We start from the raw sequence: 14914 nt of genomic DNA on the forward strand, positions 1-14914 counted from the left end.
CTAAGGGAGAGGGATATAGGGTTTGCTTTTTCTTACTACCTTAGCGTAAGTATACTGATAGCGGCAGAGCCTCTATATAGAGCAGACAGAGATATATGACGAGACGTATCATAACGAGTCGCCTGAGCCGGCGAAAAGGCAAGGGCTTCATATTGCTCAGCAATGAGCGCAAGAGCGTGCTACTGGCTACGCTTATCATCAGCTTCTTGCTGGCGTTTGTGATGCTGTCGTCATCGATCTACTACTACAGCTTGCTGGATACGGACCGAAAGATTGACCTAGGAGCGATCCTATCGCTAAATTCGCTAGCCTCGCTACTGGTCAATATGGTCTTCTTCTATCTCTTGCTCAGCATACAGTCCTGGGCGATCAATAGATACGAGATACGTCAGTATCAGCTCTGGCTGATCTTGCTGGGACTACTCGTGGGGGTGATCTTGCTCTCGCCTTACTTGTCCCGACTACAGCGCTGGTGGTTTAGAGATCTCTTTAGCTACCATGCGTATGCTGCGATGCAGTATGTCAAGGACTTGGTGATCCTCGTGGTGACCTTCCTCTTTACTATGACCATCTACCTGATGAAGCAAAATCACTTGGCGGTGGTCGGTATGCAAGAGTTAGACTTTGAGAATCTGCAGAACAGGTACACGGCGCTCAAGAACCAGACGGATCCGCACTTCCTCTTTAACTGTCTCAACACGCTCAATGGGCTGATAGGCCGCGATGATGAGCGCGCTAGAGCTTATGTGCAGGAGCTGGCGACAGTCTTCCGGCACACGATGCGAGACAAGGTTGTGGTGCGTCTGTCAGAGGAGCTAGAGTTTGTCCACTCTTATCTCTACCTGATGTGTATCCGCTACTTCGATGGTCTGCGTGTGGAGTGGGATGTGGACAAGCAGTATCTAGACTACTATGTCATACCATCGGGACTACAGATCCTGGTGGAGAATGCGATCAAGCACAATATAGCTAGTGCCAAGGTGCCACTCACGATACATATCCGTACGATAGATAATCAGATCGTGGTGGACAATAAGATCCAGTTACGAGAGGATAGTAAGTCGGGTAGTACGGGCGTAGGGCTAGACAATCTGATGGAACAGTATCACTTGCTCTTTGGCAAGGATATAGATATTGTTTCTAAGGATGGGCACTTTACCGTCTCACTGCCTTTGATCCGGAGCTTAGAAGAAGTCGAACCCAAAGCCAAATCACTGATATGAGAGTAATAATCGTAGAGGATGAGTACTTTACCGCCACTGGGCTGCAAGCGCTCCTCACTGAGATAGACCCTGACATAGAGGTGCTGACCATACTGCAGAGTGTATCTGAGTGTGTCGAGTGGTTCGGTAGTCATCCGGAGCCTGATCTGGCTTTTATGGATATTCACCTGGCAGATGGTCCCGTCTTCTCACTCTTTGAGCGGATCGAGGTCACCTGTCCGATCATCTTCACGACAGCTTATGAGGAGTATGCGCTGAAGGCGTTTGAGGTCAACAGCATCGACTACCTCCTCAAGCCGATCAAGGAGACAGATCTCCAGAGAGCTCTAGACAAGGTGAAGCGGTTTAGCCATACAGAGCAGAAGGTAGACAACCAAGCTCTGATGGCTAAGATGATGCAGGCGCTCAATGAGTCGCAGGTAAGCTACAAGAGCCACTTCCTGATCCCGTGGAGAGACAAGCTGATACCCCTATCGGTGGACAAGATCGCCTACATACGTGCGGATAGTAAGGCTTCGGTCATAGTGACGACGGATAGAAAGGAGCACTTTGTCGACCTGTCATTAGAAAAGATGGTGCAGGAGCTCAATCCTAAGCTCTTCTTCCGCGCCAATAGACAGTACATCGTGGCACACAGTGCGATACAGAGTATGTCGGTATGGTTCGGTGGCAAGCTGACGGTAACCCTTGCCATAGAGACGCCAGAGAAGATCGTAGTAAGCAAAGCGAAAAACAAAGAGTTTAAGGAGTGGTATCAGGGAGCTTACGATCCCGACACCAAGTGATGTCGTAACGAGTAGACATTAGCAAATCATGAGATATAGATTTAATGGGAGGAGTATTCTTCTCCTAGGCACGGCTCTTGTCCTTACGTTTGGGTGGTGTGCCGAGGCGCAGACCCAAGAGCAAGTGCCGATGTCGCTAGAGCAGTGTAGAGATCTCGCTCTAGAGCACAACAAGCAGATACAGATGGCTCAGGCCGATGCTGTAGCCTCCGACTACTTAGTTCAGTCGGCCAAGACGAAGTATCTACCACGCGTCGACTTCGCTGGGGCTTGGATCAATCCAGGAGATAGAGACATTCGCCCCTTTGCGATCGACTTCAACATACCAGGCGTGACACCGCCGGGACTATCGATCCCGCTAGACTTCATCAGTGTAGCTCCTCGGGAGATCTATACGGGTGGCTTCACCTTACGTCAGCCGATCTTTATGGGCGGTAAGATTGTCGAGGCTAATAAGATGGCTCGCTACACCTCCGACCTAGCACATGAAAAGGTCAAGATGAAGGAAGCCGACGTCCTAGCCAATGTCGATGAGGCTTTCTGGCGTGTCATCTCTGTACAGGAGAAGGTGCGCCTAGCTCAGACCTACAAGTCGCTTCTAGATCACCTCGTGCAGGACTTGGAGAATGTCTACGCCGAGGGCATGACGACTAGAAACGAAGTCTTGAAGGTACAGGTCAAGCAAAACGAAGCGGAGCTCACCCTCGTGAAGGCGCAAAACGGCCTTCAGCTCTCCAAGATGCTACTGGGGCAGATCATTGGCCTAGAGGCTGAGCAGATCGAGCTAGATAGTGCGATCATTAGCGAGGAGCAGCTGAGCAGCCGTCTCTTGGCACTAGAGAGCAGTAATGCTGAGCGGGCTGAGATCGTCATGCTGCGCAGCAAGCTCGCCCTCACGGAGTCGGCCAGGAAGATGGTCAAGTCGCAGTTTCTCCCTAACGTCTTCCTTACCGCTGGCTACAACTGGGTCGAGCCTAACATCTATAAGGGTAGTCAGAGCAATCTTGGTGGAGACTGGATGATAGGTATTGGTGTACAGGTCCCCATACTCACTTGGGGAGATAGGATACACCAAGTACATATGGCCGACCAAGAGGTAGCCAAGGCGGAGCTCGAGCTACAAGATGCTCAGGAGATGATTACCCTGCAGGTACAGCAGAATAGATTTAAGCATGCCGAGGCGCTTAAGAAGATGGAGCTGACGAAGCTCTCGAAGGAGCAGGCTGAGGAGAATCTCCGCATTACCAAAAACAACCTCCTAGAGGGGATGAATAACGTTCGTGACATCCTCGAGGCGCAGACTATGTGGGAGAAAGCCGCCGCCGAAGATATCGATGCACGCGTAGAGGCTGCCGTGACGCTCTCTGAGCTAGAGAAGACCACCGGTGCGCTCTATCAGTATGCGACCGAGCATACACAGACCCAAGAGGAGAAATAAATAGAAGATCACAACACAATATGCATACTAAAGAACTTAAGAGCTACTTGCTCCCAACAATATTACTCCTGCTCTCCTTAGGCTCCATGACAGCCTGCAGCAAGCAAGGAGATCAGGATCAGGAGTCCGAGGCGGACAAGGTGGTCCCCGTAACCATCACACAGGCTAAAGAGATGACCTTTACGCCGAGCATTCGCTTCTCAGGTACAGCCGAAGCCTCCAAGAGTGCCAATCTAGGCACGGCACTACCCGGCAAGGTAGAGCGCATACGCTACAGCAAGGGAAGCTTTGTCCCCAAGGGGGCAGTCATCGTAGAGATGTCGGACGAGATGCTACTACAAGCACAGGTTGAAAACGAAGCGATCAAGCGCGACTTCGACCGTGTCACACGTCTGAGAGAGAAGGAGAGCATTAGCCAGATGGACTACGACCATGTCAAGGCTAAGTACGATGCCTCTGTCGCTAAGGTCTCGATGCTCAGGAAGAATACCTCCATCGTGGCACCCTTTAGCGGAGTCATCACGGAGATTATGATCAACGAGGGCGAGACCTACGCTTTCACCCCCAGCCTTAGTAGTGACCTCAAGCTCGAGAGCGGGATCGTCGAGCTGCGCCAGATCAACCCGCTCAAAGCAACCATAGAGGTCAATGAGAAGGACCTGAGCTATATAGAGAAGGGGCAGCAAGCCACGATCATCTTCGATGCTTATCCCGATGAGCCTGCTACAGGCAAGATCTCTTACATCTCTCCAGTCCTCTCGTCGATGACGCGCACCGCCTCTGTGGAGGTCAATATCCCCAACAGCAACAACCGACTCAAGCCTGGTATGTACTGCAATGTCTCTATTGCCTTGCCCGACCGTGAGGGACTATTCGTACCCCTCAATGCTATCTATCGTCTAGCAGGTACGGCTGAGGAGTTTGTCTTCAAGCTCAACGAAGATGGCACGACCGTGAGCCGCATCGCCGTAAAGCGTGGCGAGATCAAGGACGGCTGGGTCTACGTAGAGAGCAATGAGGTCAAGAGCGGCGACACCATCATAGTAGATGGCAAGAATAAGCTTAGCGACGGCTCTAAGGTGAACGTTGTGAAGAAGTAAGCCTATGAAACTTCCCGAATTTGGTGTAAAACGACCCATTGCGGCGGCGATGATCTTCGTCGCCATACTGGTCATCGGTGTCTTCTCGCTGACGAAGCTACCGCTAGACTTGATGCCAAACATGGAGTTCCCCTCCCTGACGGTCATCACGGTCTACCCGGGAGCCTCAGCGATAGAGGTCGAGGAGCAGGTCTCCAAGCCTCTGGAGGCGGTGCTCTCCTCGGCGGAGAACCTCGTCGAGATCAAGTCTATCTCTAAGGAGAACGTCTCCTTCATACAGCTTCGATATGAGTGGGAGGAGGATATTACGGCTGCGGCAAACAATGCTCGAGACCTCCTCGAGCTGGTCAAGTCGCGTATGCCGTCGCAAGCTTATACACCGATCATCTACAAGATCAATGCCTCCATGATGCCTATCCTCGGCTATGCAGTCAATGCGGACGAGAACTACAATGGACTAGAGGATATCGTCGAAGATCAGATCGCCTCAGCTCTGAGGAAGGTCGATGGCGTCGGTACGGTCATCTATCTAGGACAGCCTCAGCGTGAGATACGGGTTGAGATAGACCCTACGAGGATGCAGGCCTATGGAATGTCGGTGGCGCAGCTGTCGATGATGCTCAAGGCAAACAACATCAACGTCCCCTCGGGCTTTGTCACCGAGGGTGCCTACGACTTCTCCGTGCGTATGCCTGGCAAGTACGAGTGTGTCGAGGAGCTGGAGAATACCGTCATCAAGGCGGTCAATGGTAGGGTAGTACGTGTTAAAGATGTCGCTACCGTCCGAGATACCTTCAAGGAGACCGATGCCTCTGCCTTCAACCATGTAGGCAAGGGTATTGCCCTGCTCGTACAGAAGCAGTCTGGAGCAAATACCGTTGACGTAGTCAATGCGGTACGTGCTGAGATCTCCGAGATACAGAAGGATCTACCCTCAGATGTGCAGATCTTTGAGGTGATAGGCTCGGACGAGCTGGTCACTTCGTCGATCAACAACCTGAGCTCGTCGATCTGGTACGCTCTGATCTTCGTGACCCTAGTGGTCTTGCTCTTCCTACGAGAGTGGAAGTCCAGTCTCATCGTCTTCCTGACGATGCCCGTGTCGCTCATCTCGGCCTTTATCGTCATGAATCTGCTAGGCTACACGATCAACATCTTCTCACTCGTAGCACTCGTGATCGCTATCGGTATGGTGGTGGACAACGCTATCGTCGTACTCGAAAACATCACACAGCACATCGAGCGAGGCGCTATGCCGAAGCAAGCGGCCATGTTTGGAGCCTCAGAGATGGGACTAGCTATTGCCGCCTCGACGCTGACCACGATTGTGGTGTTCCTCCCGCTCGTCTTCATGGGCGGTATCGTCGGTGTGATGTTTAAGCAGCTAGCCGTCCTGACGGTGACCTGTATGATCACCTCACTCTTTACCGCGCTAGCACTGACGCCAATGCTCTCGAGCGTCTTGCTCAAGCCCGCTCCCCGCAATGGCGAAGGCAAGAAGCACGGCAAGCTTTACAACTGGAGCGAGCGTGTCTTCGAGAGCATCGAGCGTGTCTACCGTAACTTCCTCGGGTGGGCAGTCTTTCACAAGGGCATTACCCTCGTGTCGGCGCTAGTGATCTTTGTCCTAGTTCTCTTCCTAGGTAAGGCAGTCGGTACAGACTACATCCCCGATATCGATGCGGGCTCTGTCTCTATCCAGTTTGAGACGGAGCAGGGTACCTCCCACACGATCACAGAGCAGGTTGGTAATCAGATCGTACATCTACTGCAGGACCATGTGCCAGAGGTTGCCGAGGGTGGTATCGCCAGCATTACGGGACAGACCGATGATGGCGTCCTGACGGCCGTTGGCTTTAAGGAGGGCAAGAACATCGGCACCATCTTCTGCCACCTCAAGCCCGTCGATGAGCGTAAGCGTAGCAGTCAGCAAATAGCCGATGATATACGTCCGCTGATTGAGGCGATCCCTGAGATTGAGAAGGTGACCGTCTCCGGTGGTAGTGCTATGGCGACCGCGCTGACGGGTAATAGAGCACCGATAGAGTTTGTCGTCTATGGCAAGAACCTAGACGAGATGAATGAGATCGCCTTTGAGATCGAGCGCAAAGCGAAGGAGCATCCTGAGTTTACCAATGTCGAGGCGCTTGTCTCGGCGGGTAATCGTGAGGTTCACATCCTCGTGGACAAGGACAAAGCCTCTCAGATGGCTCTCAATCCTGGCGTGATCGGCTTGCAGGTACGCGAGAACCTCTATGGAGCTAAGGCGGGTGCCTATACCGAAGATGGTACCGACTACGACATCCGCATACAGTATGCACCAGACTATCGTAACTCGATCAGCAAACTGCGCGAGATGCAGGTAACCAACCTCCTGGGACAGCAGGTGCCACTCATTGCCGTGGCTGATATTCAGGAGAAGGAGGGGCCCGTACAGATCGAGCGACTCACCCAGCAGCGCTATGTCAAGGTCACAAGCAACCTCAACGGTGTCTCGCTCGGTGATGGCGCTAAGATTGCCGAGCAGATCATCGACGACCTCGAGACACCACAAGGGGTGACCGTCTCACTAGGTGGTCAGGTGGAGGATCAGGGGGATACCTTCTCCTCGCTCACACTCATCTTTATCATCGGTCTGCTCCTAGTCTTTATGGTGATGGCTGCTCAGTTTGAGTCACTGCTCGATCCCTTTATCATCCTCTTTGCGATACCCTTTACCCTCGTAGGCGTTATCTTAGCCTTCCTCATTACCGGTACCACGCTCAGTGTCGTGACCTTCATCGGGCTCATCATGCTAGTCGGTATTGTGGTGAACAATGGTATCGTCCTGGTGGACTACAGCAATATGCTCGTGCGCCGCGGCTATACGATACGAGATGCGGTGATGGAGTCCGGTCGCTCACGCTTGCGCCCCGTCTTGATGACCTCTATGACCACCATACTGGGTATGCTACCCATGGCACTCAGTAGAGGTATGGGCCGGGAGCTCTACGCACCGCTAGGCATCACCATCATCGGAGGTCTCCTGATCTCTATGCTCGTGACGCTCATCTTGGTACCCACAGCCTATGCGGCTATGCACCAGCGCAAGCTCAATAGAGAGCGCAGAGTATCTAGATTGAGGAAACACATTAAGAATAACTAGTATGAGATTTATCTATATCACCTGCAATGTCAGTATGCAGGAGCAGATGGAGTCGCTCCTGCGGGATCTGGAGATAAGCGTCTACCAAGTCATCCCGAAGGCACTTGCCGAGAGCAACTTCGACATCCCGCACAAGGACACCGCCGTATGGCCAGGCTTCAACACTTGCCTGCTGGTGCAGGAGGCAGACGTCACCAAGAGCGACGCCCTCCTAGCACGTATCCGCGAGATGAATGCTCAGGCATACAACAACAGCGAGCTCGTCGCGGCATACCTTTGGTCTGTCGATGACCTCGTAGCGCCCGAGCCCATCACGCCGGTGCAGGAGCGTGACCCATTAAGTGGAGCGTAAGGCTACATTTAGTATGTGATTGGAGAGGATGCGTCAGAGTCACTTGTACTCTGGCGCATCTTTGTGTGTATGACGGGCATGTCATACATCTGTGGTGAAAGTCCACACGGGGCGTAGTTGCCAACGAACCCCATAGCGACTTGCAAGTTTCAAGGGGTGACCCTTGGGAGAGAAGAAGCAATAGCGAATTCGTGGCCTGACGAACAGAAACCTAATACCAAGGCGTATCAAGCGGACAAGCTGGCACGCGACAGTGAAGCTCCAAAAGGCAACCGTAACCTTGATGCGTAAATTAGGCAGGTAAACGATGAAAGATGTATGGCTTATCCCGTGAGGCCTCGGCAGTCCTCAAGGATAGTAACAACGAATGTCGAGGAGTCAGCAGAGGTCGAAGTAGCCGTTCTCGCGCAGAACAAGGCGAAGGACCGAATAATTCGTAACGTTAATCAAGAATGTATGTTCCGATGTTTTTGCTGACGAGTGGCAACGGTCAAAACGTCAATGCGATCGACCACATAGAGCTAAGCACGCGAGCATCGGAAGCGGAAATTAAGAAAGACGGAAGATGAAACTAATCGAACAGATACTCGCCAAGAATAATGTACGCGAGGCACTCAATCGTGTTGTGAGCAACAAGGGCGCCTCGGGTATAGACGGTATGAAAGTCGAGGAGCTCCGCGACTATATGAACGCCAATTGGACGAGCATCAAGCAGTCGATCCTAGAGCGTAGGTACAAGCCAGCCCCCGTACGGAGGGTTGAGATACCTAAGCCCAACGGAGGCGTACGCAAGCTCGGTATCCCGACCGTTGTCGACCGAACCCTTCAACAATCGATTGTCCAAGTCCTGACTCCCATCTTCGAGGCAGAGTTTCAAGAGAACAGCTACGGCTTCCGCCCCGGCAGGAGCTGTGAGCAAGCCGTTCAGAAGCTTTTGGAATACCTCAACGAGGGAGCGGAGTGGATAGTTGACATAGACTTGGAGAAGTTCTTCGACAATGTTCCACAAGACAAACTGATGAGTTATGTGGGTCGTGTGATCCATGACCCAGACACCGAAAGTCTGATACGCAAGTATCTGAAGTCGGGCGTAATGGAGAATGGTCTTTACGAAGCCACAGAACTCGGCACGCCCCAAGGTGGCAATTTGTCCCCCTTGTTGAGCAATGTGATGCTCAACGAGCTAGATAAGGAAATGGTCAGACGGGGGCTGCGCTATGTTCGATACGCAGACGACTGCGTCATAGCAGTAAGAAGCGAAGCAAGTGCCAAACGAGTGATGCACTCTGTCACCCAATGGATAGAGCGTGTCCTCGGGCTTAAGGTCAATGCCACCAAAACGCACGTCTGCCGACCGAGCAAACTTAAGTACCTCGGTTTTGGATTTTACAAATCCCCTCAGACCAAGCAGTGGACGGCAAGACCTCACGAGGACTCCGTAGCGAAGTTTGTCAGGAAGCTGAAGAAACTATGCAAACGCTCGTGGAGCATCTCCATGACTGCCCGTATCACAATGCTGAACAGAGTGATACGTGGATGGATAAACTACTTTGCCATTGGAGCTATGAAAGGCAAGATGGTAGGGATAGACGAACATCTGCGCACGATGCTACGTAAGGTGATATGGAAGCAATGGAAAACACCTCGAAAGCGAGCCTGGGGGCTACGCAAGCTTGGTATCTGCAACGACTTAGCCAAGCTCACCTCGTGCAGCGGAGACCGCTACGAATGGGTGGTGAGACGTACATGCGTGGTACGAGCAATATCGAAAGATGTGCTAGCCCGCAGAGGCCTCGTAAGCTGTTTGGACTACTATGCGATTAGACACTCTTTGAAAACGAATTAAACCGCCGTATGCCGAACGGCACGTACGGTGGTGTGAGAGGAAAGGAAACGAAAGTAGGTCAGAAAACTTTCGTTTCCCGACCTACTCGATTTATAGACCTCGCAGAAAAAACGATCCCCAGGGAGGAATTCTCAAATCCCTAGGGAGGAATTCTCAAATCCCCAGGGAGGAACGAAAAAATCCCCACGTGGGGACGAAATAAAACTTCGGAGGAATCAAATGAAACTTCGGAGGAAATGTTTCTCGCCTACGTGGAAAATAAAAAATAGCCACGTAGAGATTTGGGATTTTCCACGTGGAGATTGAATTAGAGACTAGAAGTTAGAGATTAGAGACGAGTAAACCGCTGTAGGAACGCACGGCTCGGATGCAGACCGTCCGTGCGTCCGTCTCCGTCAAAAACACGCTGCTGTAACCTTTGATGCAACGGACGCCCTCCCGCTAACTCCTAGTCTGGCAATCGTACAAAAAAATAGTCTCACGACCTTATGTGAGATCGTGAGACTGAATAAATGGTAGTAGCTCTAGGAGCTAAGGATCAGACCTCAAAGGAGTACACCTTCGTGTCTAGATACAGCTGAGTGCTGATGCTCTGCGACAAGTCAGTGCAGAGACATCGACTCTAGAGTATGACTCTGTAAGTGCGTCCTTGCAAGGAGACTACGTAAACAGCATTAGGCTCCACGCTGAGCACAAAGGAGTGCGCTGAGATCACATTCCTGGCGATGAGACCTCCATCTACGGCATAGACTGAGACTGGCTCGCCCATGGGAGCATTGTCTATGATGATCTGCCCATTATGTCCGTATATAGATGGGTTATTAGCCTCTACCTGATCGGTACTTTGAGGTGTCGGGGTGACCCGGATCGTGTTCTTATCGTTTTGTCCCTTATTATCACCAGCTCTGAGTATAGAGCCCGCTGTGATAACGAGCGTAGCTCCATCATCTGGAATGCGTACTCCACCAAAGTCACAAGCAACAATCCACCAGACATCATCATGCGTCAATGTCGGTGTCACCTCTTTGATCAGGCTCTTATCGCTATAGTTAAATAGCTGTATCTTAGGATCATCAGAGAGCTTGATCGGCTCATTGTAGTAGAAGTACACTTCGTTGAGTATATCTGAATGTGTAGTCCCATCAAAGAGGCTACACTTTACGAAGCAGAGCGAAGGGGTCTGGTCTGGAGTTCCAGATGGAGGAGTGGCAGCACCTCCGATGAAGTTCACGCTACTCTCAGCATTTGTGATGTCTGTACGAAATCGTGGCGTCATGCTCCCCTCGGGCAGTGTGAAAGTGTAGTGTACACCCTCCTCAAAGTCCACGTACTCACCAAAGTGTGCATGCATCTGACCTAGCTCCCAGTCCCATGTGATGTTCACAGCAACGCTTTTGATGGGTACCCCCTCTCGATAGAGTGTAGCGATAGGAGTGCCTAGAGGCTCGGTCTCCGTGTCGTAGTAAAAGCTAATCAAGTTGGTATACCCGACGGTATCACCCTCCTGGATAGAGCACTCCCTAGTAGTTATGTACTCAGGTACCGTAAAGGGTGTGACGTAGCTATCCATCACAATAGTTGGCTGATCGCGAGTATAAATAGCACCCGCAGGCACCTCCAGCTTGTAGGACTTACCTTTTGGCAGGATTGTCTTGTCGAAGAGGATGGCAGCCTGACTCTGACCACGGGCATCACCCATCGTGATGACACCCTCTGCCATACGCTCTCCATCACAGGTGATCGTGGCTTTGGCACCATCAGAGATGGCGATAGCAACGGAAAAGTCGAGATAAACCACCTCAATCGGTTCATAGACGAGGCGGTTCTCGATACTATTCCCCACAGGTAGTAGCTTGTCTGTACTACCGGCATAGAGAGGCTTGACGAGCAACATGGAGAGCCCGACCAAGCAGCATAGTAGTAATTTCTTCATAGCGATGAGGCATTAAAGGGTTAATAGTAAAGCATCCAAGTGAAGAGGCAAGGGAGCTCGCTGCAACTTCTGAGCTGTTCCTTTATTAGGATAACCTCCTCGACGGCAAATATAAAAAAACTTATAACCAAGCAACTTCTCTATAACGGCTAGATCTTGCAAATCTTACGAGTAGCCTTGTCTAGGGACGCACGGCTAGCATCGACAGGACTCAAGCAAGTAACCCTGTGTAGAAACGTATTCCTACACAGGGTTACTTGTATGAGTGTCGCTACTCGTTAGTTGTTGAGCATCTGCTTGAGTGCGTCGAGCTGCTTGAGTGCGTCCAGGGGCGTGAGGTTGTTGATGTCTAGCTCGTTGATCTTGGTGCGGACAGCCGTGAGGACCGGGTCGTCTAACTGGAAGATAGACATTTGCATGCCTCCGCTCTGGGAGGTGCTGGGGGTGGCTGAGTCGGGGGCTTGGTCGCTTTCGGTGCGGTAAGCCTCTAAGTGCTGGAGCACTTCGCCAGCTCGCGCCACGATCCAGGTGGGCATACCGGCCAACTTCGCTACCTGTATACCGAAGCTGTGCGCTGAGCCGCCTGGGACCAGCTTGCGGAGGAAGAGCATCTCGCCGTCAATCTCACGTGCCGAGACGTTGTAGCACTGCACCCGCTCGAGGTGGTCGGCTAGCTCGTTGAGCTCGTGGTAGTGCGTGGCAAAGAGCGTCTTGGCACGTCCCTGTGTCGTGCTGTGCAGGTACTCGACGATAGCCCACGCTATGGAGACCCCGTCGAAGGTACTGGTGCCACGCCCCAACTCGTCAAAGAGGATCAAGCTGCGAGGGGTCAAGTTGTTGAGGATGCTGGCAGCCTCCTGCATCTCAACCATAAAGGTGGACTCGCCCACGGCGATATTGTCCGAAGCACCCACACGGGTGTAGACCGAGTCGACGATGCCGATGGTGGCTGAGGTAGCGGGCACGAAGCTTCCCATCTGCGCCATGATCACGATAAGCGCCGTCTGGCGGAGCAGGGCACTCTTACCGCTCATGTTAGGGCCTGTGATGATCATGATTTGGCAGTCGATGGGGGAGAGCCGCACATCATTGGGGATGTAAGGTTGCCCCGCTGGGAGGGTGCGCTCGATGACTGGGTGGCGACCGTCAACGATCTCCAAATCGTACCCCTCGTTGAGCGTGGGGCGACAGTAGTCATACGCCTTGGCAACAGCTGCCAGTGAGGCGAGGACGTCGAGCTGTGCTAAGATCTGCGCATCCTGTAGGAGTTGGTTGGCAAACTGTTGAAGCGTCCCGATGAGCTTCGCAAAGAGCTCCTGCTCCAGTGCTAGGATACGATCTTCGGCGCCGAGGATCTTCTCTTCGTACTCTTTTAGTTCTTGGGTAATGTATCGCTCGGCACTGACGAGCGTTTGCTTGCGAATCCACTCTTCGGGTACTTGCTCCTTGTAGGTGTTGCGCACCTCAAGGTAGTAGCCGAAGACATTGTTAAAGCCGATCTTGAGACTACTGATGCCGGTGTGCTCTGTCTCACGGGCGAGGAGGTCGTCGAGGTATTGCTTGCCGGACTTGAGCAAGCGTCTCAGCTGGTCTAGCTCTTCGCAAAAGCCCTCAGCGATGGTCTCCCCCTTGCCGATCTGCTGTGGCGCCTCGGGGTTGAGCTGGAAGGTGATCTGCTGGCACAGTTGCGCGCAGGGATCGAGTAGCGAGCAGAGTGCCGTGAGGGTCTCCTCGCCTTCATCTAGAGCGAGCTGGCGTATGGGGGCGATGAGTGTGATGGAGAGCCCGAGGCGGACCACTTCGCGAGGGGTGATGCGCCCCATGGCGACACGCCCCACGAGGCGCTGCAGGTCGCCTATCTCTTTCATCTGGTCAGTGAGCTGGGTGCGCAGCTGCGGATTGTCCACAAGGTTTGCCACAATGCTCTGACGCTGTTGGATCGCTTGGAGCTCTTTTAGCGGGAAGGCTATCCACTGATCCAGTAGACGAGCGCCCATCGGGGTGACCGTCTGGTCGAGGATCTGGCGGAGCGTGGTGCCGCCCGCATTCATCGGGGTGGTGAGCTCTAGGCTGTGTGCCGTAAAGCCGTCGATGCGCACATGTCGCTGCTCATCAATGCGCACGATGCGGGTGATGTGACCTATCTCGGTGTGCTTCGTCATGTCGAGATAGTGCAGTACGGCGCCCGCAGCGGTGATCGCTAGCGGGAGGGTGTCGATGCCGAAGCCCTTGAGCGAGAGCGTGCCGAAGTGCTGCAGGAGACGCTCCCGGTTGTTGCTCTCGGAGAAGATCCAGTCGTCGTAGTCCGAGAGATGCCCCTCGGGCTGAAGGAGGCGCTGCAGATGGTCACGATGCTTGCGCTCGATGAGGATCTCCTTGGGGTTGTAGCCAGAGACGAGCTTGGCGAGTACCTGATCGGTGCACTCACTGGCGTAAAACTCTCCCGTCGAGAGGTCGAGTAGTGCTAGGCCGTAGCGGTTCTCCCCTTTAGCTTGCGGATAAACGGCTGCGAGGAAGTTGTTTTGCTTGCTCTGGAGGACATTGTCCGTGGTGACCACGCCAGGGGTAACGATCTCGGTGATGCCACGCTTGACCAACTTATTGGTTAGCTTCGGATCTTCGAGCTGATCGCAGATAGCCACCCGCTTGCCCGCCCGTACCAGCTTAGGCAGGTAAGTGTCGAGCGCATGGTGGGGAAAGCCGGCCAGCTCGACATGCTGCGCGGCTCCGTTGGCACGCTTGGTGAGCGTGATCCCGAGGATCTTAGACGCCTCGATGGCATCATCGGAAAAGGTCTCGTAGAAGTCGCCCACACGAAAGAGCAAGATAGCATCGGGATGCTTCTTCTTGAACTGCAAGTACTGCCGCATCATCGGGGTCTCGGCGATCTCTTTCTTAGCCACGGGATAAATAGTCTCTTAGGTCGTTATAGCCCCAAAAGTACCAAAAAAAAGCATACGCTTCGTCTCGGCATCCCCCTAAAACCTTGTAACTCGCTGTAGGGACGCTCGGTCTGAGCGTCCGTTGTATCAAAGGTTACAGCATAGTAGTTTTAACGGGGACGGACGCACCGACGGTCTGCGTCCGAGCCG

The 14914-nt window shown here is 52.9% G+C and carries 9 protein-coding genes; 7 read left to right on the forward strand and 2 right to left on the reverse strand.

What is annotated here, in order from left to right; genetic code table 11:
- Positions 1-95: 95 nt before the first annotated feature.
- The 7 genes from PORAS_RS03040 to ltrA all read left to right on the forward strand — a co-directional run bounded on the left by PORAS_RS03040 (position 96) and on the right by ltrA (position 9889).
- Positions 96-1223, forward strand: coding sequence for a sensor histidine kinase (locus PORAS_RS03040; RefSeq protein ID WP_004330860.1), 1128 nt, complete (start codon positions 96-98; stop codon positions 1221-1223).
- The gene (locus PORAS_RS03045; RefSeq protein WP_004330848.1) at positions 1220-2008 is read left to right on the forward strand and encodes a LytR/AlgR family response regulator transcription factor; all 789 of its coding nucleotides are present in this window, start codon (positions 1220-1222) and stop codon (positions 2006-2008) included. The genes PORAS_RS03040 and PORAS_RS03045 overlap by 4 nt, the downstream gene beginning before the upstream one ends.
- 28 nt (positions 2009-2036) lie before the next feature.
- On the forward strand, positions 2037-3446 hold the full coding sequence (locus PORAS_RS03050) for a TolC family protein (RefSeq protein ID WP_013760141.1): 1410 nt from the start codon (positions 2037-2039) through the stop codon (positions 3444-3446).
- A gap of 20 nt (positions 3447-3466) precedes the next feature.
- A complete protein-coding gene (locus PORAS_RS03055) occupies positions 3467-4546 on the forward strand; it encodes an efflux RND transporter periplasmic adaptor subunit (protein WP_013760142.1) in 1080 nt (359 codons plus the stop codon).
- A 4-nt stretch (positions 4547-4550) separates the two neighbouring features.
- Positions 4551-7691 carry an efflux RND transporter permease subunit gene (locus PORAS_RS03060; protein WP_004330847.1) on the forward strand — a complete coding sequence of 1047 codons (3141 nt, stop codon included), beginning with the start codon at positions 4551-4553 and terminating at the stop codon, positions 7689-7691.
- A gap of 1 nt (position 7692) precedes the next feature.
- Positions 7693-8043, forward strand: coding sequence for a PG0541 family transporter-associated protein (locus tag PORAS_RS03065; protein WP_013760143.1), 351 nt, complete (start codon positions 7693-7695; stop codon positions 8041-8043).
- 565 nt (positions 8044-8608) lie between these two features.
- Positions 8609-9889: a group II intron reverse transcriptase/maturase gene (gene ltrA, locus PORAS_RS03070; protein ID WP_013759989.1), complete on the forward strand. Its 1281-nt coding sequence runs from the start codon at positions 8609-8611 to the stop codon at positions 9887-9889.
- A gap of 622 nt (positions 9890-10511) precedes the next feature.
- Here the strand turns inward: ltrA and PORAS_RS03075 are convergent.
- A complete protein-coding gene (locus PORAS_RS03075; protein ID WP_013760145.1) occupies positions 10512-11822 on the reverse strand; it encodes a DUF6383 domain-containing protein in 1311 nt (436 codons plus the stop codon).
- 278 nt (positions 11823-12100) lie between these two features.
- On the reverse strand, positions 12101-14695 hold the full coding sequence (gene mutS / locus PORAS_RS03080) for a DNA mismatch repair protein MutS (protein WP_174258533.1): 2595 nt from the start codon (positions 14693-14695) through the stop codon (positions 12101-12103).
- Between the last annotated feature and the right edge of the window lie 219 nt (positions 14696-14914).

The organism is Porphyromonas asaccharolytica DSM 20707 (assembly GCF_000212375.1).
Lineage (GTDB): Bacteria > Bacteroidota > Bacteroidia > Bacteroidales > Porphyromonadaceae > Porphyromonas > Porphyromonas asaccharolytica.